The sequence below is a fragment of the Klebsiella sp. X13 genome (assembly GCF_003323835.1).
Taxonomy (GTDB): Bacteria; Pseudomonadota; Gammaproteobacteria; order Enterobacterales; family Enterobacteriaceae; genus Klebsiella; species Klebsiella ornithinolytica.
Genome location: NZ_CP030874.1, coordinates 2,851,859 through 2,873,924, shown reverse-complemented (window position 1 = coordinate 2,873,924; position 22,066 = coordinate 2,851,859). Strand labels below are relative to the sequence as shown.

The following is a 22,066-nucleotide window of genomic DNA, read 5'->3' as shown; positions in this document are numbered from 1 at the left end:
GCGGTTATCGCACGTTTTTTTTCTGGTTTTATAGGCAGTTCACAACTTCAGCAGGTTGGCCCGGACTGGAGAATAAATCGGCGAAAACAGCGCTTTCAGCATAACCTGATACCGATTGATTATTTGCCGGTTGCATGCCGCTGTGCTGTTATTAGAGCACTTATAACAAATTGATAAGGTTTATAACCATGTCTACAGGGAAAACGTTAATTGCGCTGGCGTTAAGCGCCTGGTTGCCGGCTGGCGCCGCGTGGGCGGCCGGTAACGATACGCTGATCTATTGCTCCGAAGCATCGCCGGAATCATTTAACCCGCAGATTGCCAGCTCCGGCCCCTCGTTTGTGGCCAGCTCGCAGGTGCTGTATAACCGCCTGATCACCTTTGATCCGCTTAAAAACACACCGATCCCTTCATTGGCCACCGCGTGGACGGTATCGCCAGATGGCAAGACCTGGACCTTTACCCTGCGTAAAGGAGTGAAGTTCAACAGCAATAAGTACTTTACCCCGAGCCGCGATTTTAACGCCGATGACGTTCTGTTCTCCGTCCTGCGTCAACAGGATGCGAAACATCCGTACCATAACGTTTCGCAGGGCAACTATGAATATTTTCATGATGTCGGGCTGGATAAGCTGATTAAAGAGGTGAAAAAGGTCGATGATTATCATGTCCAGTTCGTACTGAGCGAGCCGAATGCTGCCTTCCTTGCCGACTGGGGAATGGATTTTGCCTCAATACTCTCCGCGGAATACGCCGATGCCATGATGAAGAAAGGCACGCCGGAGTATGTTGATACCTGGCCTGTCGGGACCGGCCCGTATGCGCTTCAGCAGTATAAAGTCGATTCGCTTATCCGCTACATTGCTAACCCGCATTATTGGGAAGGCGAGGTGCCGACAAAACATCTGATCTTCTCCATCACCCCGAATGTCGAGACTCGCCTGGCGAAGCTGCAAACCAACGAATGTCAGATTATCCCGGCGCCGTCGCCGGTACAGTTCGCCGCGATCAAGGGCAATAAAGATCTGGCGCTGCAGGCTGTTGAAGCGTTGAACGTCGGCTATCTGGCGTTTAATACCGAGAAAAAACCGTTTGATAACGTGCTGGTACGTCAGGCGCTGAACTACGCCACCGACAAACAGGCAATCGTCAAAGCGGTATTTATGGATTCGGGCGTGGTAGCCAAATCTCCGCTGCCGGCGAATATGCTCGGTTATAAGAAAGATCTGCCGGATTACGACTACGATCCGCAAAAGGCGAAAGCGCTGCTGAAGCAGGCCGGGCTGGAAAAAGGGGCGGAGGTGACCTTGTGGTCGATGCCGGTACAGCGCCCCTACAACCCCAATTCGCGCCGCATTGCCGAAATGATTCAGAACGACTGGAGCAAAGTGGGCATCAAAGCCAAAATCGTCACGTATGAGTGGGGGGAATATCTCTCCGGCATGCGCAAAGGCGAACACGACAGCGCCCTGTTTGGCTGGATGTCGGACAATGGCGACCCGGACAACTTTGCCGGGACATTGCTGAGCTGTGATAATATCAAGACCGGTTCCAACGTTGCCCGCTGGTGCGATAAGTCGTATGACGCGCTGGTCAAAAAAGCGATCCTGGTCAGCGATCCGCAGCAACGCGCTGCGCTGTATGGTCAGGCGCAAGAGATCTTTTATCAGCAGGCGCCATGGATCACCCTGGCGACCGGGAAAACCTACTACGCCACGCGCAGCAACGTTAGCGGGTATAGCGTGAGCCTGATGGGGAGCGATTTTTCGAAGGTCAAATTGAACTAAGCCGAAAGGAGCACATATGGCACATCTGGATGACGTTATCGCCCGCGTCGATGCGGCGATCGCCGAAGGGGTGATTACTCACATGAATGAACTGCTGGTGGCGCTGAGCGATGATGCTGAGCTGAGCCGCGACGAACGCTATACCCAGCAGCAGCGTTTACGCACCACGATTGCCCACCACGGCCGTCAGCAGCATGAAGAGCAGGAAACGCGCCGCGAGCAGTTGAATAAAGGCGGCGCCATTCTCTGATATTGCGCGCTAAAACTGGCGTCTGGCTACCAGCCAGGCGCCTGCCACCAGCATAACCGCGCCGCACAGCGGCCCCAGCAACGCCCGCCACGGCACGCCGTGCGCGCGAATGATATCTATCACGAGTCCCCCCACCAGCTGGCTGGCAATCAGCACCGCAATCGTCGTGGCGGCACCAACGTTCTGATAGCCACTGATGCTGGCGAAGACAAAAAACGATCCCAGCAATCCTGGAATGAGCGTCCACCATTTTATGCTGAGCGCCAGCTCCTGAAAGCCCGCAGCACCGTGGCGCAGGAGCAGGATGGTAACGAAAATCACAATCCCCACCAGCGAGTTCAGCAGCATCGCAATGAGTATTGTGGAGGCGGACTGCGTAATACGCACCATCAGCGTATTTTGCACGACCAGTCCGACGCCGGCGGCAATCAGACAGGCGAGGGTCAGCGAAGCGTTCATGCGCTGGCGTCCGGATCGCGACGATCGTCGAGCTGGAGCTGCATAAAGGTCAGATCCAGCCAGCGGCCAAATTTTGTGCCGACCTGCGGCATCTGTCCGGTGGTCACAAACCCGAGCGTTTCGTGCAGATGCAAAGAGGCCTGGTTTTGCGCTTCGATACCGGCCACCATGACATGTTTGTTCAGGCGACGGGCCTCCTTAATCAGCGCCACCAGCAGGCTGCGGCCTAATCCTTTACCCTGATGATCGGGGTGGACGTAGACCGAATGTTCGACGGTATGGCGAAAGCCGTCAAATGCGCGCCAGTCGCCAAACGAAGAATAGCCGCTCACGACGCCGTTTTCTTCGCTCACCAGGACCGGATAGCCTGCCAGCTGACGCGCTTCAAACCAGGCGATGCGATTATCGGTATCGACGGTTTTGTCATTCCAGATGGCGGCAGTGTGCAGCACCGCGTGGTTGTAAATTTCGGCAATCGCCGCGCAATCTTCTTTGCAGGCATAACGAATGGTCATAGTAAACCTCAACTCAATATCCGTACACTATAGTAGTACGGTATTATTACAATAATGTACGCGACGCTGTCATCTGTTTTAGCAAGAAATTTATCATGGCCTGTCGTCTGCGTGCAGGTATATCGGGGGTGAGGTGGCCAGACGAGACGACGCGGGTTTTGCCTGAGGTCGCCTTGTTTGAGATTAATTCATACACTATAGTACTACGCTATGAATACTATTGAAGACAATATGAATCAGCGCATTAGCGCACGTATCCGCATCGAGCGCGAATCTCGCGGCTGGTCGCTCAGCGAACTGGCCGAGCGCGCCGGCGCCTCACGTGCCATGATCCACAAGATCGAACGCGGCGAGAGTAGTCCGACTGCATCGATGCTGGGGCGGCTGTCCGGCGCTTTTGGCATTAGTATGTCGACGCTGATTGCCCGAGCGGAGATGCAGGAAGGTAAACTGCTGCGCTTTGCCCAGCAGCCGGTATGGCGCGATCCGCAAAGCCACTATTTACGGCGTCACGTTTCGCCGCGCAGCGATCTGCCTATCGATCTGGTGCAGGTGGAGCTGCCGGCGGGTAGCGATGTACCGATGCCCGCAGCCTCCTACGCGCTGGCGCGTCAGCTGATCTGGCTGCAACAGGGGGAGCTGGTTTTTGTCGAGGGCACGACCCGGCATGAGATGCGAGCCGGCGATTGTCTCGAACTGGGGCCGCCTAACGACTGCCGTTTTATCAATGAATCCAGCACATCCTGCACCTATCTGGTCGTGCGATTAAATCAATCTGCCTCATAATGCCAATGTGCGCGGCGGCAATTGCGACTAGCCTCAGTACAGGTCCTAAACAAGAGGAGTTTGCTATGGCTTTTCATCCGCAACGTCACCGCCGCTGGGTGCTGGCTTCTCGCCCGCACGGCGAGCCGACAGGGGATAATTTCCGTCTGGAAGAGAGCGAGGCCCCGACGCCGGGTCCCGGGCAGGTGCTTCTGCGCACGGTTTATCTCTCGTTAGATCCCTACATGCGCGGGCGCATGAGCGATGCGCCGTCCTACTCGCCGCCGGTTGCCATCGGCGCCGTGATGGTCGGTGGAACGGTGAGTCGCGTTGAAGCGTCTGACCACGCTGACTTTACACCGGGAGAGTGGGTGCTGAGCTCCGGCGGCTGGCAGGATTTTGAACTCTCCGATGGCAACGGGCTGGTGAAGCTGGGTGAACATCCGCAACACCCCTCATGGGCGCTCGGCATCCTTGGGATGCCTGGTTTTACGGCCTATATGGGGCTGCTGGATATCGGTCAGCCGAAGGCGGGAGAAACGCTGGTGGTGGCCGCGGCCACCGGGCCGGTTGGCGGTACGGTCGGCCAGATCGCGAAGCTAAAAGGCTGCCGTACGGTAGGGATTGCCGGGGGCAGTGAGAAATGCCGCTACGCGGTCGAGACGCTGGGCTTTGACGTCTGCCTCGATCATCGCGCGCCGGATTTTGCCGAACAGCTGGCGCAGGCCTGCCCGCAGGGCATTGACGTTTACTATGAAAACGTCGGCGGCAAGGTGTTTGATGCCGTGCTGCCGCTACTCAATACCTCGGCGCGGGTACCGGTGTGCGGCCTGGTCAGCGGGTATAATGCGACCGGACTGCCGGAGGGGCCGGATCGTCTGCCGCTATTGATGGCGACGCTGCTGAAAAAACGGATCCGGATGCAGGGCTTTATTATCGGTCAGGACTACGGGCATCGTATTGCCGAGTTCCAGGAGGAGATGGGGCGCTGGGTACGGGAAGGCAAAATCAAGTACCGCGAGCAGCTTGTTGATGGCCTGGAGCGTGCGCCCAATGCGCTGATTGGTCTGCTGAAGGGCGAAAACTTCGGCAAAGTCGTGGTCCGGGTTTCACCCGACGAATAGGTCTTATGCCCCGGCGGCAGAGCGCCGGGGCGAGGATCGGCCAGGCACCAGAAATGGCGCGCCCCATCCGGGTTTTTCCTTAACTCACCTCTTTGTTAAATATCCTGCCTTACCTTTCTTCCGCGACCGTGAATACGTTACTTCAGTGGCTAACCGTAACGCGCCATGCCTGTTTTTTCAGATGAGTACGGATGCACAATATTGAATTTTTAATGGACATTTAATTACAAAATATTACATTTAATGTCGCAACATTTCAAAAAATGGAGTTTTTGATGCTGACATTATTGCCTGCCGCTCGCCGTCTTTGGTTTTTTGTTGCACCGTTACTCATGCCTTTTACTCTGTTTGCGGCCCCTTTGAGTCCGGCCGACCAGAGCGCTATTGAGCAACAGCAGAAGGCTCTGCTGGACCATACTCAGCAGCAGCGAGAGGCGCTCCGAAACAGCACGTCCATACAGCTTTCCCCGGATAAGAGTTTGTCGGTTGAAAAAGGTCCATGTTTTGCTATTAAGCAAATCCGCCTGCTGGGCAGCACGGCTCTACCTCGCGATGCGCAGAAGACGCTGACATCAGCGCCGGCAAAAGGATGTTTGTCCCTGCAGGAAATTCAGCTGCGCGTCCGCGATATCACTCAGGCCTATCTCTCCCGCGGTTTCATTACCTCCCACGCCTGGCTGCCGGAACAGGATATTTCTGGTGGGCTTCTACTGATTGAAGTTACTGAAGGAAAAGTGGAAAGCATCACTCTTGCCGGCAGCCAGGATAATGCCCTCAGAATGGCGTTCCCGCAGGCCGAAGGTCGGATTCTGAATCTGCGGGACCTTGAGCAGGGACTTGACCAGCTTAATCGCCTGCGTTCCAGGGCCCTGACCATAGATGTTCTTCCCGGGAATAGAGAGGGATTTTCCCGGGTAGATCTGATCACGACTGACCATCATTTGCCGGTGAGCCTGAGCTTAGGGGCTGATAATAGCGGGCAAAAAAGTACCGGCAGCAGACAGATGAATGCCCAGCTGACCGTAGATAATCCGCTCAGCCTGGCGGATCAATGGATGCTATCTGCAGGCAGGGACAGCGAGTTTCACCACGACCGCCGCAGCCGTAACCTTCAGGCCGGAGTCTCAGTTCCTTACGGATACTGGCTGTTCAGCGCGCAATATGGCTGGTCCGATTTTTATCAAACGTTATCCGTTGGCGATTCGAGCTCTCGCTGGCGGTACGACGGGACCGTCCAGACCCAGCGTCTGGCGGTTAGCCGAACGCTTTGGCGTGACGGGAAACAGCGGATGGCGCTGGATATGGCCTTTTCTCGCCGGGAAACTGAGAATCGCCTGGGAGACGTACGTCTCGGCGTCAGCAGTCCAACGCTGACCAGCGTAATAGCCGGGCTCAGCTACAGTCGTACTCTCGGTAATGGCTACCTGACGGTCGGCCCGTCGCTTTCACATGGCCTGAGCCTCGCCGGAGCTACCCGCGACGACCCCGCTCATCCTGAGCTACCGCGCAGTGAATTCCGCCGTTTTAGCCTGAGCGCCAGCTGGTTTTATCCCCTCACGCCCTCTTTGTACTGGCTGACGTCCGCATACGGACAAACCACGCCCGATCGCCTTTACGCCAGCGAGCAGCTGTCCGTTGGCGGGCAGTACTCGGTCAGAGGATTTAAAGAACAGTATCTCAGCGGCAACCGCGGCGGCTACTGGCGCAATGAACTGACATGGCAATGGATGACCATTCCTGGCGTCGGCACGTTGTCAGCCACGGGGGCGCTGGATACCGGGCATGTGGTGAGCCAGAAAGGGATAACCGATGGCGGCACGCTGACGGGGACCTCCCTCGGACTGGAGCTGGCAGGCCGCTGGCTCAGCCAGTCTTTGACCTTTGCCATGCCGCTATCGTATCCCGACCGACTTAACCCCGATAAACAGGTGGTTTACTGGCAGGCCACCGTTTCACTTTAACTGCCGGCACACAGCAGGGGCCCTTTGGCTCCAGAATAAAAGGATGTTCAGATATGGATAAGCTTGCCCATCCGCTGGCCAGGGGCGCCAGCTGGCTGTTGATCTACCTTACCGCCGTTCAGCCTTTACATCCCGCAATTGCCGCCGGCATCGTTGCAGCTAACGGGAATACTCAGGTTGTCATCAAGCCCGGTAACGTTCCGGTGGTGAATATCGCCACGCCAAACGGTGCCGGCATTTCACACAACACCTATCAGGATTTCAACGTGGGGGCCCCCGGTGCCGTGTTAAATAACGCGACGCAGGGCGGAAAAACCCAGCTGGGCGTCACCATTGACAACGGTAACAGCAGATTAAAAGGCAAACCGGCTGAACTCATTATCAACGAGGTGACCAGCGGCAACCGCTCAGAGTTAAAAGGCAAGCTGGAAGTTTTTGGTAATAAAGCTGGCGTAATGATAGCCAACCCGAACGGTATTACCTGCGATGGTTGCGGATTTATTAACGCGCCTTCGGTTACCCTGAGCACCGGCAAACCGCAGTTCGATAAACAAGGGGCGCTGGATGCATTAGCCGTTAAGAAAGGCTCAGTGATTATCGGTAGCAAGGGCCTCGACGGAAATAGCGCGGAGTATGTTGATATTATCAGCCGGGCAACTGAGTTGAATGGAAAAATTAACGCGAAAACCCTCACCATGACCCTGGGGGCGAACCAGGTCAGTTTTAAAGATGGCACGGTAAAACCTGTTGCCGGGGAGGGGGCGAAACCTCAGCTGGCGGTTGATACGAAGGCGCTGGGCGGTATGTACGCCGGGAAAATTCGTCTTGTCGCCACCGAAGACGGGGTGGGGGTTAATCTGAACAGCGTTACCTCAACCCAGCGGGATATATCCCTGACGGCGGCCGGAAAAATCACCCTCAGCAACGTCAAATCGCAGACAGACCTGAACGTCAGCGGTCGGGAGATCGTCACACCAGCCGGAAGCAGCGTACGGGCAGAGCGCGATATGACGCTGGCGGCCACCACCGTGGATAACCGCAGCAGTACCACGGCTCACGGGGATATGCGGGTGTTTGCCTCCACGGTGCGTAACACCGGCGAGGGGGCGGCCCTGCACAGCAACAACAATCTGTGGATACAGAAGGATGCTCAGGGTAATAAAGCGACACTGGTGGAGAACCGTTCAGCCAGAATCCAGACGAATAGCGGCGATCTAGTTATACGAACCAATGAACTCAGCAATGTGCGCGATGTTTTGACCATAGTGTCACAGTCTGAAGCAGTAGACAGTGAAGGCATGAGAATTTATGGCGTACTTTTCAATGCGCATAAAAACGGTGATATAAAAAATCGACAAGATCTTTATCAGGAGGATTATGCGAAGCGGGAAAAATGGATGTTACCCTGCAATTCGGTTGAAGAATGCACATACGTCACTCGCAATATCGACAGATGGATACCTGATGAACGTACTCGCACTTTAGTTAAAATGAGTACGCCTGAGGCTGTTATTGACTCGGGTAAAAATAGCTTCATCAATGCTGATTCATTACGGAACAATGCCAGTATCCTTAAAGCTAAGGGTGACATGATCCTGACAGGGAAAACATTTGTTTCCACGAGTCATTCTGTAGGGATCAAAGAACGATTCAATAAATTCATTCCGGATACTGAAGCCTATAAGCAATATGATAAGTTGGGTTGGCCTTATCCTCCGATGAGTTATCTTGATACCGGTGAAAAAGGATATAGCTGGAGCCCACAAAGTTATTTAGCCAGTAAAGTTGTTACTGGCGGAAATTTTGTGGCCGACTTTTCCGATCGCATTGAGAGTAATGAACCTTATAACACCAGTGTGCAGTATTCCGGTGTGATATCGCGCCCGGATACCATTACGGCGAAAAGCATTTTCTTCCACGCAGGGCAAATTATCACCACCGATGTGATGAAAGCCGCCGGAGACATCACCCTTCAGTCAGAAAAAGGTATCAAAGTCGCACTGGCACTATTGACGGCCGGGAAGGACCTCTCCGTCGTGACGGGCGGAACTGTGGAGGCCTGGCAAAGTGAACTCAAGGGACAGAATATTACTCTCGTCAGCCGTACTGGCGACGTGAACTCCCATACCAGTGAACAGCCGAATTATTTCCATGCCGATGGCGTCCGTTGGCTAGGGAGTATTGAAGCCAGTAAGGATCTGTCAATTTCTGCTGGTGGCAATATTCTGCTGAGGAATACGCGTCTTCCGGTTCAGAGTCAGAACATTTCTCTGGTTGCCGGCAGATATGTCACGCTGGATAAAAATGAAGCGATGCTGGACCATATGCGCCCGGGCTATAACCTGACCCGGGAACGCAAACAGGAGCTGTTTAACCTAATGTTACCCGCGGATTCATTGCGCGCCTCGGGTGATATTACGCTTAGCGGAAAACATCTGTATCTCAATGGCGCCAGTCTTGACGCCGGGGGCAATATTAGTCTCACGTCAGGCGCAAATACTGACCTGAATATGCGGATCCTCAGCGACCGTTACAGCGATTTATTCCCGGACAACCGGATACCCGAGTTACGCAGCCGCCTGAAAGCCGGGGGTAACCTGCTCATTAGCTCAGCGGCAGATATCGGCCTGCAGGGGGCAGATATTTCGGCCGGGAAAGCGGCAACCTTACAGGCGGGGAGGCTTATCTGGCTGGGAACATACGGCTATGGCGTGACGGACAGCGGCAATGACAATAATCGGGATGAGCTTAATGTACTGACCCGTCTGCACGGCGCGAAGGGCATCACTCTGGCGGCAAACGGCGGTATTCAGGCTAACGGTAGCACCCTGACATCGAACGGTAATATCACGCTGACCTCCGGCGGGAATATGCAATTTCAGTCCGCGCGGGGGACCGTTTATCGGGAGTCCGGGAACACCTGGACGGAGACCGTCAGCCAGACCGGTGTGACACTTAATGCGGGTGGCGCCCTGACGGTGATTTCGGGCGGCAGTATTCTGTTCCAGGCATCTCGCCTGCTGGCGAAAGGCGCGATGGACGTGGCAGCGAAAGGCGGCTGGCTATATGCCCAGGCGATGGAAGAGTCCAGTCATTATGAGAAGCAAACCACCAAACGGAAATGGTGGGGACAGAAAACGACGGTTAAGCAGACAAAGCATACGACCACCAATCGGGTGACTGAGTTTACCGCCGGAGGCAATCTTAACCTGCTGAGTCGCGATGACAGTACCTATGAAGCCAGTAAAATCGAGGCGGGGAAAAATGCGACGCTGACCAGTACCAACGGAAAAGTCAACTTCCTGGCGGTGAAGAATACGACCTTCGAGCAGACCGTCAGCACCTCGAAAGGCTTTTATATTAAACAGGCAAATAAGGGTTATAGCGAAGGTAAATGGGTCCTGCCTTCCGTTTACGCCGGCGGTAAGCTGACGGTGGATGCGGCAAGCGGCATCAGTGCTGATGTTAAAACCAAAAATGGTCAGGCGCTGCAGGGAGCCATTACCGCCCTCGGCGTTCAGCCGGGCACCGAATGGCTAAAAGGGTTGAACACCCGTAATGACGTACAGTGGAATGTGGTCAAGGATGCCTACGACAGCTGGAACTATAAAAGCCAGAGTCTGAATCCGGCCGTTGCCGCGGTGATTGCGATAGCCGCGGCCGCGGTCACTGCAGGCACCAGTCTTGCGACGATAGCAGGCACCACTGCTGTTTCGGCAACCGGCGTTACGGGCGCAACGGCTTCCGCGGCAGTGTATGGTTCAGCCTATGCGGGTATGACATCCCTGGTTTCTCAGGCTGCCGTCGCGCTGGTTGAAAATCAGGGAAATCTGTCAAAAACTCTTAAAAGCCTTGGAAGCAGCAGCTCCGTTAAATCTCTGGCAACGTCTATGGCTATCGGCGGGGCGCTGGCTGGGTTTGATGAGGTGATGAACGTCAGCGTGGCGCCGGAAAAGGCACGGCTGCCGGCGCTGGTCAAAGATGAAGGGTGGAGCAAGATTACCCAGCGCGTTGCTGGACAATCGGTGATCAGCTCCAGCCTGAACACCGGCATCAATGGCGGCAGCTTTAAGGACAATCTGGTCAATGCTCTGCTATCGAATGTTGGTAATCAGGTTCAGGCCGAAGGCGCAGGGCTGATTGGGGATAATGGTGAAGTGTTAGGCGTGGCCGGGAAATCGGTCAGCCACGCGGTTCTGGCTGGCATCAGCGCGGAAATCGGGCGGGGTGACGGTAAAGGCGCGGCCGCTGGCGCCCTGGCAGCGGAGATGGCCGGCGTCATCATGCAAAGCTCGTTGTTCGAACCCGCTAATTTGAATGAGCAAGAGCGCCAGTTGCGGCGTCTGCAGGAAGCGCTAAACGGTAATGAGGAAAAAGAGCAAACGGCCCGCGTGATTGGCGCGTTGACCGGTGCGCTGACCACGCATACGCCCGAAGGCGCATATAGCGGTGCGGACAGCGCGCAAAATGTTTACCGCTACAATATGACGGAGCATATGTTGCAACAGTATGCCCTGGATAATCAGCGGGATATTCTGGCGGCAGATAAAGGGGATAAGGAGGCAGCTAAACGCGTCCAGGCCCGGCGGGAAGCAGCGATTATCGTGGCCGCTGCCAGCGGTGGAGGTATGGCACTGACCGCAGGTGGCATGACTCTGATTGGTGCTGCACCAGAGTTGGTTCTGGCGGCAAGGCTGGTCATCGCCGGTTGCAAAACCAACCCCGCGCTTTGCCTGAATCAGGCTGGTATTTATGCGGCAGACATTGTGGCACCAGAAGCCATCATTGGTACTGGCGCTGTAACGACCGGCAGCACATTAATCCTAGGTAAAACCGAGGACAGCGTGAAGAAGCTGAGCCGACAGCTGGTGAACGTTTTCGATGAGTTCTACAAAACAAAAACGTTCAATATCCAGCCTGTTGCTGGTTTTATCAAAGGAGAAACAGCAGCCGGGGCTAATCTGTCGACGAAAACGGCTGATTATGTCAAAAGCCTGCAAAAAGATAACACTGCCAAATTAGTAAGTATTTTTAACAAACAAAACCCTAACGCTGAATTAAATGTTTTTGGGAAACCTTTACAACAAGTTTTGGGACCTGGAGGGAGTGATACCAGAGGTAAAACTAAAGTTTTTGCTTCAGAAAAATTAACTGAGGATGAAATTATTAGCTTTGCTACATCTCTAACTGGTGGAATACCATTTAAAGAGCAGATTCTTCCAGACGGTAGGCTGATGTATGCAAAAATAAACGACAATCAAACAATCAATCTTCGAGATTTTTCAGCTTCTGCAGAGAAAACCGGAGCAAGGTGGACAATTGAAATCATTGGGAATTCAGATATTAAAACTGTCTCCAAAACATCATTAAATAGATTTGAAGTGAAATTTAGATAAAAGAGGAGGTAAGGTGACGTATTTAACCGAGAAACAATACCAGGAAAGGAAAGAGTTTCTTCAAGGGGCTTCTACCACCATGTTATGGAAAAATATCGACCCAGAAAGTGTTGATGGCACCTATAAGCTAACTTATAAAGAAGAAAAAGCGCTTTATATCTGGTTTATCGGGCGTTTACTGGAGGATGGTGAAATCAAACTTGCTCGTCATGGAAAGTTCCTCCCAGGAAGCATCGACAAGCAGCTCGAAGCTTTTGAAATGGCATTTCCCAAAACTGAGGATGATATGAATTGTGATGCATTTGAAGGATTTTGGTTTTTAAGTGAAAACTGCCCAGCTGGCATTGTCTGGATCCACGAGAACGGCTATGAAGACTGGACCTGATACACCGCTAGTCATAACGGCTCTTCGGAGCCGTTATCCTTGAATACCTTTCCAGGGTAAACGCTGTTTGTCGGTCACGATACTGGAATTAACGAAGCTGCCTGCCTCTGATAGATCCAACCCGGACAGACCAAAGGCAGGTTTATTGACGAACGAGCGGACAGGCTCTGCGTCTGACAAACTCATCGCCTGATACTCTGCAAACTGCCGACGCTCGTCTTTATCCAGAAGGCAGTATCGCAGCCTTTAACGTCTCTCAGAATCCTTATTCAGCCATAAAACGCCAGCCGCTCGACTAACAGGTCCACAAACCGCTCCCGGTCGATATCCAGCAACACCGTGGTATTTGGCTGCTTGCCGGTGAGAAAGTAATAATCAACCACCGTCATCCCCTGGGTGTATTTCCCCTGAGTTTCCACGCCCACCCAGCGCTCAACGCTGGTAAACAACTCCGGCTTCAGCAGCCAGGCAATGGTGCAGGGATCGTGCAGCGGAGCACCGGTGAAACCCCATTTGGCATCCTTGTGATACTCCATAAAGAAGTCGAGCAGCTCGGCAACAATGGTCGCCACCGGGTTGCCCACCTGGCGGAAACGTTCGATATCCAGGCCATGAATCTGCGCCCGATGCGTGACGTCCAGCCCGGCCATCACCACCGGAATACCCGACTGGAAGACGATCTCCGCCGCTTCCGGGTCGACGTAGATATTAAACTCGGCGGCGGGCTGCCAGTTGCCCAACACCATCGCGCCGCCCATCAGGACAATGCGGGCGATCTTGTCATGCAGTTCCGGGTGGCTGTTGAGCAGCAGGGCGACGTTGGTTTGCGGGCCGGTGGCGACAATCGTCACCGGTTGCGGGCTTTCGCGTAGCGTTTTGGCCATCAGCTCGACGGCGGTGCAGGCCTGCGGCGTAAAATCTGGTTCCGGCAGCGCCGGGCCATCAAGCCCGCTTTCGCCGTGAACGTTGTCAGCGATGATCAGATCCCGCATCAGCGGCTTACGCGCGCCGCCGGCGACAGGAATGTCCTGCCTTCCCAGCAGCGTCAGCATGCGCAGCACGTTGCGCAGGGTTTTGTCCGGCGTCTGGTTGCCAGCGGAGGCAGTGATCGCCTTGACGTCAAGTTCGGGTGAGGCGAGGGCGAGAACCATCGCGATGGCGTCATCATGACCGGGGTCGCAATCGAGAATGATCGGCAGTGCCATAGCAGCTCCTTGTTGGGCGTTATTTGTGACAAGGGTAACGCTCGAGGGCACAACAGACGAGAAAGGATAAAACAAAGCGTGATGTAAGCCGCAATAAGACGCACGTGGGGACGATCCGCCGGTGGCGCCATGCTTTCCGGGGCTAAGGGTTTGTGCGGTCTGCTTCCCCGGTGGCGCTATGCTTGCCGGGGCTACGGGTTTGTGCGGTCTGCTTCCCCGGTGGCGCTGCGCTTACCGGGGCTACGGGTTTGTGCGGTCTGCTTCTCCGGTGGCGCTGCGCTTACCGGGGCTACGGGTTTGTGCGGTCTGTTTCCCCGGTGGCGCTGTGCATCCCGGGCTACGGGTTTGTGCGGTCTGCTTCCCCGGTGGCGCTATGCTTCCCGGAGCTACGGGGATGTGGGGGCTGTTTCCCCGGTGGCGCTGCGCTTACCGGGGCTACGGGTTTGTGCGGTCTGCTTCTCCGGTGGCGCCATGCTTTCCGGGGCTAAGGGTTTGTGCGGTCTGCTTCCCCGGTGGCGCTGCGCTTACCGGGGCTACGGGTTTGTGCGGTCTGTTTCCCCGGTGGCGCTATGCTTACCGGGGAGTCAGGTTTGTACGATCTAAGGCTGGGGTTACTCAAAACGCCAGGCGAGATTCAGGCCGACGCCATAGTTACGTCCCGGCGCGGGTTCGTAGTAACGACCGTTGGACTCGTTGACAATCACCGAGCCGACGTAGCTGCGATCGAAGAGGTTATCGACGCGGCCAAACAGATCCATGTCCATCTTGCCATAGCTCCACTTATAACCGGTGGTGAGACCGACCACCGTCCAGGACGGGGCTTTGGCGGTGTTCTCGTCGTTAGCCATGATATCGCTCATATAGCGAATATCGCTGCCGGCGTACCAGCCGCGATCCGGCTGATAGCCGAACGAGGCGTAGCCCATATTGCGCGCGATGCCCGGAATACGGTTGCCGTTGCAGCTGGCGTCATCGCAGACATTGGTCCGGTAGGTCGCATCCAGCCAGGTCCATGCGGCTTTCAGACGCCAGCTTTCGCCAAACTGCTGATCCAGCCCCAGCTCCATCCCCTGACGACGGGTTTTGCCGGCGTTTTTGTAGCTGGTACGGCCGCCACTGCTGGCATCCACCACGATCTCGTTATCGGTGTTGGTCTGGAACAACGCGGCGGTAAACAGGCCATTGCCGATCCGCGTCTTACTGCCGATCTCGACCGTGTCGTTAGTCGCAGGCTGCAGGCCGAAGTTCAGACCGCTCTGGTTATCGGAACGGTAGGAGAGTTCGTTAATGGTGGGCGTCTCAAAGCCGCGCCCGGCGGAGAGATAGACGTTCCACGCCTCGGTGACCGCATACTTTAACGAGCCGGCCGGCAGCCATTTATGGTAGCTGGCGTCGCCGCTGTCATCGCCGTTACCCGGGGTAACGTAATAATCGTTGGAGTCAAACCATACCGAACTGTAGCGCACGCCGGCATCGAGGGAGAGTTTGTCCGTCAGCTGCCACTGGGTCTGCAGATACGGGTCGATGTTCCACATCAGATTACGTTCATTACGGCGCAGGTTCCCCTCTTCGCCGTACTGCGGCGCGCCGTTGACCATCACGAAGTTTTCAAACCCTTTGCGCCGCTCGCTCATGTTTTCATAGTCGAGACCGGTGGTGAAGGTGACCGGCACCAGCAGTTCGCCGCGGTGAGTCCAGCGGGTATCGATCCCCTGATAGTGGCGCGTCAGGTCGATAACGCCGCCCGCGTGAGAGGGGTTGAGCTGAGGCGCGCGTGGGATTGACTGATATTGCGTGGTTTCACGTTCACCGGCGTACATCATCACGCTCAGGTCATCCTGCTCGCTGAGCTGACGCTCGTAGCGCAATCCTGCCTGGGTCTGCTTCGTCGACTTACGGGTATTGTACTGATCGCCGCGTGGCGACTGACGCGGGTTATTCCGCCATTCATCGTAGGTCAGGCCGCCGGCGTCATTGGCTTTGATATCCACGCTGTTAAACAGCAGGGTCAGCTTACTGACGTCATTGATGCGCACGCCCAGTTTGGCGTTCGCCAGGTTTTTGCGGGCGCCGCTGTGATCGCGGTAGCCGTGAGTGGTAAAGCGGTTGGTCGATACGGTGTAATCGACGTCCCCGGCATGCGTTCCGTCGCCGACGGCGCCGGTCGCCTTCAGGCCATAGTGCCAGGTGCCGAAGCTGCCGTAATAGCTGCTGGCTTCGATGGTTGGCGGCTGGCTGCCGGTTTGGGTCGTCACATTGATCACCCCGCCGGAGGAGTTGCCGTACAGCGCAGAGAACGGACCGCGCAGGACATCGAGGCTATCGACGCTGCCGATATCAATATTCGAGGTTTGGCCCTGGCCATCGGGCATGGTGGCCGGAATACCGTCAACATAAATGCGCAGCCCGCGCACGCCGTAGGTGGAACGGGAACCAAAGCCGCGAATCGATAGCTGCAGATCCTGAGCATAGTTCTGTCGGTTCTGAACCTGCAGTCCCGGTACGGCGCCCAGCGATTCAGAGAGATTGACTCGCGGCGCCGCCTGACGCATCTCATCGCCGTTAACGACGCTGACCGCGGCGGGGGTATCGAGCTCGGAGACCGCGGTCGGCGCGGCGGTCACAACCATAGTTTGTTCATCGCTGGTGCCGGGCTGGGCCACAGCGATCAGCGGAAAGAGGAGGGCAGGTAGCGCAGCCGTGCGCACGGAAAGGATTTTCATAGAGCTACTCGTGAAACGAACCAAACGGAACATATGTCCACATGTTAACCCTTTTGTAATTTTTTGAAAATTATTAACGTTATTTTCGTTAAATAATGGCACCGAATGGTTATTTTCGCCGTCAGTTTTCATAAATAACGCTCCACTTCATGTCAAATAATGATTACTATTCGCATTTGAAAATGAACGCAAAGCCAGGACTTTGTGTCAGGGAAGCAATGTCGAGCAGGCACATAGGTGTTTTATTCAAGGGAGTCGTCATGTCATTACGTCATCTGTCCGCGCCGCGTCTGCGTCGTTCACTGTTATTAACCTCTTTACTGCTGGCGGGGAGCTTCAGCGCTCATGCGGCAGAAGAAATGTTGCGCAAGGCGGTCGGTAAGGGCGCATACGAAATGGCTTACAGCCAGCAGGAAAATGCGCTGTGGGTCGCAACTTCTCAAAGCCGTTCACTGGATAAAGGCGGGATTGTTTATCGTCTCGACCCGACCACGCTGGAAGTGACGCAGGTTATTCATAACGATCTGAAACCGTTCGGCGCGACGATCAACAATGCTACGCAAACGCTGTGGTTTGGTAACACCACTGACAGCACCGTTACCGCCATTGACGCGAAAACCGGCGCGGTGAAAGGCCGTCTGGTGCTCGACAATCGTCAACGCAGTGAAACCGTGCGTCCGCTGGCGCCGCGTGAGCTGGCGGTCAATGAAAAAACCAACACGGTCTATATCACCGGGTTGGGTAAAGAGAGTGTGATCTGGGTTGTGGATGGTGAAAAGCTGACGCTGAAAGACACTATCACCAATACTGGCGCCATGGCGACCGGGCTGGCGGTGGATGCTGATGCGAAGCGTATTTACACCACCAATGCCGATGGCGAGCTGCTGACCATCGACAGCGAGAGCAACAAAATTCTCAGCCGCAAGAAGCTGCAGGATGACGGTAAAGAGCACTTCTATCTGAACCTGAGCCTGGATACCGCCGGCCACCGCGCCTTCATCACCGACAGTAAACAGCCGGAAGTGCTGGTTGTTGATCTGCGCGACGGCAAAGTGCTGCAGAAAATCGCTGCGCCGGAATCCCTGGCGGTGCTGTTCAACCCGACGCGCAATGAAGCCTACGTGACCCATCGCAAAGCCGGCGAAGTCAGCGTAATTGATGCTAAAACCTATAAAGTGGTCAAAACCTTCAAAACGCCGACCTACCCGAACAGCCTGACGCTCTCCGCCGACGGTAAAACGCTGTATGTCAGCGTGAAGCAGGAGTCGACCCGTCAGAAAGAAGCGACCCAGCCGGATGACGTTATCCGTATCGCGCTGTAAGTCGTGATTGAGGAGGGGGAAACCCCTCCCGCCCGCCAGAATCACCCTCTGTTACAAACACTTATTGGCCCGATTGCGGTTATGGTTTTACAATCATCGTTTTGCCGCCTGCTGCCTGGCGGAATTAATCATTCTGGAGGATGTATGAATAAGCCATTTATGGTTCTGTGCGCTGGCGCGATGCTGGCACTGCTTGCGGGCTGTACTTCAAACTATGTAATGACGACGAAAAGCGGGCAGACCATTGTGACTCAGGGTAAGCCGCGTCTGGATAAAGACACCGGTATGACCAGCTATGTGGATGAATCCGGCAATCACCGCCAGATTAACAGCAGCGATGTGTCGCAGCTGGTGGAAGATAACTAAGCAGGAAGCGGCGGTTTGCCCGGTGACGGACAAACCGCGATAGGGTTATTTTTGCGCTGACTGTACGCCCGGCGCCGTACTATGAATAGCATGAACGCGCTTACGCACGCCGAACCAACCGGCCACCAGCAGTACCGCAATCAGCGGAATGGAACCGATGGTATAGGTACCGTTCGGGTAATCGAAGGCCATCAGCACCAGCACGCTGAGCAGGAACAACAGGGTCAGCCAGGAGGTGAACGGCGCACCCGGCATCTTGAAGCTGACATCCGCCGCTTTCCCTTCCTTGATAGCTTTACGCAGGCGCATCTGGCACACCACGATAAAGCCCCACGACGCGATAATCCCCAACGAAGCCACGTTTAAGACGATTTCGAAGACCTGCGACGGCACCAGATAGTTCAGGAACACCCCGACGACATACACCGCCAGCGTGGCCAGAATCCCGGCATACGGCACCTGATGACGGCTCATCTTCGACATAAACTTCGGCGCGGAACCGCCCATCGACATCGAACGCAGAATACGCCCGGTGCAGTACAGGCCAGAGTTGAGGCTGGAGAGCGCGGCGGTGAGCACCACGATATTCATTACGCTACCGATGTACGGTACGCCCAGCTTCGAGAAGAAGGTCACAAACGGACTTTGCCCGGCCTGATAGGCATTCCACGGCAGCAGCAGCACCAGCAGCAGCACCGAGCCGACGTAGAACAGGCCGATACGCCAGATCACGCTGTTAATGGCGCGCGGCACCATCGTCTGCGGCTCTTTACACTCGCCGGCGGCGGTCCCGACCAGTTCGATGGAGGCAAAGGCAAACACCACCCCCTGAACCAGTACCAGCGCAGGCATCAGCCCGTGCGGGAACAGACCGCCGTTATCGGTAATCAGGTGGAAGCCGGTGGCATTCCCGTCCAGCGGTTTGCCGCTGCCGAGGAAAATGGTCCCGACCACCAGGAAGGCGACAATCGCCAGCACTTTGATCAGGGCGAACCAGAACTCCATTTCGGCGAACCACTTCACGCCGATCATGTTCATGGTACCGACGATCGCCAGCGCCCCGAGCGCGAAGACCCACTGCGGGACATCGCCGAAGGCGCCCCAGTAGTGCATATACAGCGCCACGGCGGTGATATCGACAATCCCGGTCATCGCCCAGTTAACGAAGTACATCCAGCCGGCGACGTAGGCCGCTTTTTCACCCAAAAACTCGCGGGCGTAGGAGACGAAACTGCCGCTGGAAGGACGATGCAGCACCAGTTCGCCGAGGGCGCGTAAGATAAAGAATGAGAACAGGCCGCAGACCAGATAAACCAGCGCCAGCGCGGGGCCAGCCATCTGTAAACGCGCGCCTGCGCCGAGGAACAGGCCGGTACCGATGGCGCCGCCGATGGCAATCATCTGTACCTGACGGTTGCCCATCGCTTTGTGATAGCCCGATTCCTGGGAGTTGAGCCAGTGACGTCTGGCGGCATGGTGTTCCGCCGTCGAGTGTTGCTTTGTATTCATTGATGTACCCATTTTCCTGTCAATGTCCATGAGTGGTTCATCGCACCGCTGAGTAGCAGTACGTTATGCTGGCTTTCCCATCATTCTGACGTAGGAGATAAGCAGAGCATGGCGCAGCATCCTACACGTATCGAGATAGTCACGCACGTAAAACATTTCTCGACCGCACTTGCTTAAATATCAATGAGTTCAAAGACGGAGGGCGTCCACCAGCAGGCTGAAGGCCGTCGTATGCTGGCGGCGGCTGGGGTAGTAGAGGTGATAGCCGGGGAAGGCGGGAGTCCAGGCCTCGAGGACCCGGATGAGTCGTCCTTCCGCCAGCGCCTGCTGCACGCTATCTTCCGGGACATAGGCCAGACCCAGCCCCGATTCCGCGGCATCAATTCGCTGCGGCAGGCTGTTTAAGGTAATTTGTCCTTCAACCCGCACGCGGACTTCGTGATCGTCCTGCGCAAACTCCCAGGCATAGATACCGCCGAGGGTCGGCAGGCGCAGATTAATACAGCGATGTTGTGCGAGATCGTAGGGCGTTTGCGGGATACCGTAGCGCTGAAAATAGGCCTCTGAACCGATTACCGCCATGCGCATATCGGGCCCGATGCGCACGGCAATCATATCTCTGGCAACCTGTTCACCCAGACGAACGCCGGCGTCATAGCGGCCGTCGACAATATCGGTCAGGCCGTTGTCCACGGTGATTTCGATATTGATCTCCGGGTATTGCAACATGAAGTTTTTCAGCGCCGGCCAGAGCACGGCGCTGGTGGCATGCTCGCTGGCGGTCAGGCGGAGGTTACCCGCCGGACGGTCGCGGGTATCGCGCAGAGCGTGAAGCTCCTGTTCTATCTCTTGCAGGTGCGGACTCAGGCGCTGGAACAACTTTTCGCCCGCTTCGGTAGGCGCCACGCTGCGGGTGGTGCGGGTCAGCAGCCGCACGTCGAGCCGGGCCTCGAGGTTGCGCATCGCGTGGCTGAGGGCGGACTGGGAGACGCCAAGCTGAGCGGCCGCACGGGTGAAGCTACGCTCGCGGGCGACCACCATAAACGACAGCAGGTCGTTAACGTTATCTTTTAACATCACTTTTCCGGATTAATGAATTTCGTTCATGGTTCCTTTCTGATTTTGCAGTCTAATCCTCGTTGCCAGATTGCGCTACTTTGAACAGACACGTCATGTTGAGAGGAACAGAAATGAACATTATTCGTAGCGGCTCACAGCCTTCGAGAAAGGGGCCGGATAGCTGGTTTACCGGCGATGTTCGTATTGATGCGCCGTTCCAGGCCAGCGAGCCGGCAAAAGTGGGCGGTGCGACGGTCACTTTTGAACCCGGCGCGCGTACCGCCTGGCACACCCATCCGCTTGGTCAGACGCTGATCGTCACCCAGGGGCGCGGCTGGCTGCAGGAGTGGGGCAAAGAGCCGCAGGCGCTGAATCAGGGCGATATTGCCTGGATTCCTCCGGGCGTAAAACACTGGCACGGCGCCAGCAGCGAGACCGCCCTGGTGCATATTGCGATTGCCGAAGCCGAAAACGGCAGCCCGGTAAGCTGGCTGGAAAAAGTGACCGACGACCAGTATCCGGCAGGCTAATCCCGTTGGCCCCGCGTCCGGCTCGAGCTACCGGCCGTGTTCCGTGGGGCAGCCGGTAGCGCCGTTGGGCTTTTTCGGGCTATGATTCTCAGCGGCGCAACGGCTGGGAGACAGCGATGAATATCAACGTAGTGGGGACCAGTGGCGTCGGCAAATCGACGCTGGCGCGAAGGCTCGCGCAGATCTTGTCCGTTCCCTACATTGAGATGGACAGGCTTTACTGGCGCGCGGAGTGGCAGGGCGTGCCGGATGAGGTGTTCTTCGCCAGGGTGGTTGCAGCCACCGAGACTCCCGGCTGGGTGCTGGACGGCAACTACAACCGCAGCCGCCCGGTTAAGTGGCGCAATGTCGATCTGGTGGTGTGGGTGGATTATGGTTTCGCCCGAACTCTGCGCCAGGCCATCTGTCGGGCCATCTCCCGGGCAAGCAGCGGTCAGGAGCTGTGGCCGGGAACCGGCAACCGTGAAAGCTTCCGTCGCGCCTTCCTCAGCCGCGACTCGATTATCTGGTGGACCCTCAAAACCTGGAAGAACAATCGCCAGCGTTATCAGTCTGATATGACCGACCCGGCGTATCGGCACATCCGCTTTGTACGCCTGCGTCACCCGCGGCAGACCGAGGATTTCATCCGTCAGCTGCAGCGGCAGGTGGCGCCGCGTTAAGTGCGTATATCTATTTTCCGGCAGAGTACATGTAAATAAATTGTTTCT

At 55.9% G+C, this 22,066-nt stretch carries 17 protein-coding genes; 11 read left to right on the top strand and 6 right to left on the bottom strand.

Annotated elements, in window-relative coordinates; all coding sequences use genetic code 11:
- Positions 1-188: 188 nt before the first annotated feature.
- Both DSD31_RS13670 and DSD31_RS13665 read left to right on the top strand, forming a co-directional pair.
- Positions 189-1,787, top strand: a complete 1,599-nt coding sequence (locus DSD31_RS13670) for an ABC transporter substrate-binding protein (RefSeq protein ID WP_064367543.1) — start codon at positions 189-191, stop codon at positions 1,785-1,787.
- A 16-nt stretch (positions 1,788-1,803) separates the two neighbouring features.
- Positions 1,804-2,037 carry a YdcY family protein gene (locus tag DSD31_RS13665; RefSeq protein WP_004861582.1) on the top strand — a complete coding sequence of 78 codons (234 nt, stop codon included), beginning with the start codon at positions 1,804-1,806 and terminating at the stop codon, positions 2,035-2,037.
- A gap of 9 nt (positions 2,038-2,046) precedes the next feature.
- On the opposite strand, the gene DSD31_RS13660 is transcribed toward DSD31_RS13665, so the two are convergent.
- On the bottom strand, positions 2,047-2,496 hold the full coding sequence (locus tag DSD31_RS13660; RefSeq protein WP_015584414.1) for a DMT family transporter: 450 nt from the start codon (positions 2,494-2,496) through the stop codon (positions 2,047-2,049).
- On the bottom strand, positions 2,493-3,011 hold the full coding sequence (locus DSD31_RS13655; protein WP_048024282.1) for a GNAT family N-acetyltransferase: 519 nt from the start codon (positions 3,009-3,011) through the stop codon (positions 2,493-2,495). The genes DSD31_RS13660 and DSD31_RS13655 overlap by 4 nt, the downstream gene beginning before the upstream one ends.
- A gap of 210 nt (positions 3,012-3,221) precedes the next feature.
- Between DSD31_RS13655 and DSD31_RS13650 the strand changes: the two genes are divergently transcribed.
- From DSD31_RS13650 to DSD31_RS13630, 5 genes are all read left to right on the top strand, one after another.
- On the top strand, positions 3,222-3,797 hold the full coding sequence (locus DSD31_RS13650; protein ID WP_099001000.1) for a helix-turn-helix domain-containing protein: 576 nt from the start codon (positions 3,222-3,224) through the stop codon (positions 3,795-3,797).
- A gap of 65 nt (positions 3,798-3,862) precedes the next feature.
- Positions 3,863-4,900, top strand: coding sequence for an NADP-dependent oxidoreductase (locus tag DSD31_RS13645; protein WP_004861590.1), 1,038 nt, complete (start codon positions 3,863-3,865; stop codon positions 4,898-4,900).
- 275 nt (positions 4,901-5,175) lie between these two features.
- Positions 5,176-6,861, top strand: coding sequence for a ShlB/FhaC/HecB family hemolysin secretion/activation protein (locus tag DSD31_RS13640; protein WP_227538639.1), 1,686 nt, complete (start codon positions 5,176-5,178; stop codon positions 6,859-6,861).
- 53 nt (positions 6,862-6,914) lie between these two features.
- Positions 6,915-12,257, top strand: coding sequence for a DUF637 domain-containing protein (locus tag DSD31_RS13635; protein ID WP_113991108.1), 5,343 nt, complete (start codon positions 6,915-6,917; stop codon positions 12,255-12,257).
- A gap of 79 nt (positions 12,258-12,336) precedes the next feature.
- Positions 12,337-12,642 (top strand): DUF596 domain-containing protein, encoded by a 306-nt coding sequence (locus DSD31_RS13630; protein WP_065906477.1) that lies wholly within the window; start codon positions 12,337-12,339, stop codon positions 12,640-12,642.
- 269 nt (positions 12,643-12,911) lie between these two features.
- On the opposite strand, the gene rihA is transcribed toward DSD31_RS13630, so the two are convergent.
- Together rihA and pqqU are read right to left on the bottom strand one after the other, a co-directional pair.
- Positions 12,912-13,847 carry a pyrimidine-specific ribonucleoside hydrolase RihA gene (gene rihA, locus DSD31_RS13625; protein ID WP_113991395.1) on the bottom strand — a complete coding sequence of 312 codons (936 nt, stop codon included), beginning with the start codon at positions 13,845-13,847 and terminating at the stop codon, positions 12,912-12,914.
- Between the two features lie 611 nt (positions 13,848-14,458).
- On the bottom strand, positions 14,459-16,570 hold the full coding sequence (pqqU, locus tag DSD31_RS13620; protein WP_015584407.1) for a TonB-dependent receptor PqqU: 2,112 nt from the start codon (positions 16,568-16,570) through the stop codon (positions 14,459-14,461).
- A 260-nt stretch (positions 16,571-16,830) separates the two neighbouring features.
- Between pqqU and yncE the strand changes: the two genes are divergently transcribed.
- Both yncE and DSD31_RS13610 read left to right on the top strand, forming a co-directional pair.
- Positions 16,831-17,892, top strand: coding sequence for a 7-bladed beta-propeller protein YncE (yncE, locus tag DSD31_RS13615; RefSeq protein ID WP_015584406.1), 1,062 nt, complete (start codon positions 16,831-16,833; stop codon positions 17,890-17,892).
- A 144-nt stretch (positions 17,893-18,036) separates the two neighbouring features.
- On the top strand, positions 18,037-18,258 hold the full coding sequence (locus DSD31_RS13610) for a YgdI/YgdR family lipoprotein (protein ID WP_004861607.1): 222 nt from the start codon (positions 18,037-18,039) through the stop codon (positions 18,256-18,258).
- 45 nt (positions 18,259-18,303) lie between these two features.
- Here the strand turns inward: DSD31_RS13610 and ansP are convergent, their stop codons facing one another.
- Both ansP and DSD31_RS13600 read right to left on the bottom strand, forming a co-directional pair.
- Entirely contained in the window at positions 18,304-19,767 is a 1,464-nt protein-coding gene (ansP, locus tag DSD31_RS13605; RefSeq protein ID WP_004861610.1) for an L-asparagine permease, read from the bottom strand.
- 189 nt (positions 19,768-19,956) lie between these two features.
- Positions 19,957-20,844: a LysR family transcriptional regulator gene (locus DSD31_RS13600; RefSeq protein WP_069475973.1), complete on the bottom strand. Its 888-nt coding sequence runs from the start codon at positions 20,842-20,844 to the stop codon at positions 19,957-19,959.
- A gap of 113 nt (positions 20,845-20,957) precedes the next feature.
- Here DSD31_RS13600 and DSD31_RS13595 point away from each other — a divergent pair, with 113 nt between their 5' ends.
- Both DSD31_RS13595 and DSD31_RS13590 read left to right on the top strand, forming a co-directional pair.
- Entirely contained in the window at positions 20,958-21,356 is a 399-nt protein-coding gene (locus DSD31_RS13595; RefSeq protein WP_004861615.1) for a (R)-mandelonitrile lyase, read from the top strand.
- A gap of 116 nt (positions 21,357-21,472) precedes the next feature.
- Entirely contained in the window at positions 21,473-22,018 is a 546-nt protein-coding gene (locus DSD31_RS13590; RefSeq protein ID WP_004861618.1) for a P-loop NTPase family protein, read from the top strand.
- The last annotated feature ends 48 nt before the right edge of the window (positions 22,019-22,066 follow it).

Excerpts from the sequence above, each read along its gene's own strand:
- DSD31_RS13670 (WP_064367543.1), top strand. The coding sequence starts at position 189 with ATGTCTACAGGGAAAACGTTAATTGCGCTGGCGTTAAGCGCCTGGTTG.
- DSD31_RS13665 (WP_004861582.1), top strand. The coding sequence starts at position 1,804 with ATGGCACATCTGGATGACGTTATCGCCCGCGTCGATGCGGCGATCGCC.
- DSD31_RS13660 (WP_015584414.1), bottom strand. The coding sequence starts at position 2,496 with ATGAACGCTTCGCTGACCCTCGCCTGTCTGATTGCCGCCGGCGTCGGA.
- DSD31_RS13655 (WP_048024282.1), bottom strand. The coding sequence starts at position 3,011 with ATGACCATTCGTTATGCCTGCAAAGAAGATTGCGCGGCGATTGCCGAA.
- DSD31_RS13650 (WP_099001000.1), top strand. The coding sequence starts at position 3,222 with ATGAATACTATTGAAGACAATATGAATCAGCGCATTAGCGCACGTATC.
- DSD31_RS13645 (WP_004861590.1), top strand. The coding sequence starts at position 3,863 with ATGGCTTTTCATCCGCAACGTCACCGCCGCTGGGTGCTGGCTTCTCGC.
- DSD31_RS13640 (WP_227538639.1), top strand. The coding sequence starts at position 5,176 with ATGCTGACATTATTGCCTGCCGCTCGCCGTCTTTGGTTTTTTGTTGCA.
- DSD31_RS13635 (WP_113991108.1), top strand. The coding sequence starts at position 6,915 with ATGGATAAGCTTGCCCATCCGCTGGCCAGGGGCGCCAGCTGGCTGTTG.
- DSD31_RS13630 (WP_065906477.1), top strand. The coding sequence starts at position 12,337 with ATGTTATGGAAAAATATCGACCCAGAAAGTGTTGATGGCACCTATAAG.
- rihA (WP_113991395.1), bottom strand. The coding sequence starts at position 13,847 with ATGGCACTGCCGATCATTCTCGATTGCGACCCCGGTCATGATGACGCC.
- pqqU (WP_015584407.1), bottom strand. The coding sequence starts at position 16,570 with ATGAAAATCCTTTCCGTGCGCACGGCTGCGCTACCTGCCCTCCTCTTT.
- yncE (WP_015584406.1), top strand. The coding sequence starts at position 16,831 with ATGTCATTACGTCATCTGTCCGCGCCGCGTCTGCGTCGTTCACTGTTA.
- DSD31_RS13610 (WP_004861607.1), top strand. The coding sequence starts at position 18,037 with ATGAATAAGCCATTTATGGTTCTGTGCGCTGGCGCGATGCTGGCACTG.
- ansP (WP_004861610.1), bottom strand. The coding sequence starts at position 19,767 with ATGAATACAAAGCAACACTCGACGGCGGAACACCATGCCGCCAGACGT.
- DSD31_RS13600 (WP_069475973.1), bottom strand. The coding sequence starts at position 20,844 with ATGTTAAAAGATAACGTTAACGACCTGCTGTCGTTTATGGTGGTCGCC.
- DSD31_RS13595 (WP_004861615.1), top strand. The coding sequence starts at position 20,958 with ATGAACATTATTCGTAGCGGCTCACAGCCTTCGAGAAAGGGGCCGGAT.
- DSD31_RS13590 (WP_004861618.1), top strand. The coding sequence starts at position 21,473 with ATGAATATCAACGTAGTGGGGACCAGTGGCGTCGGCAAATCGACGCTG.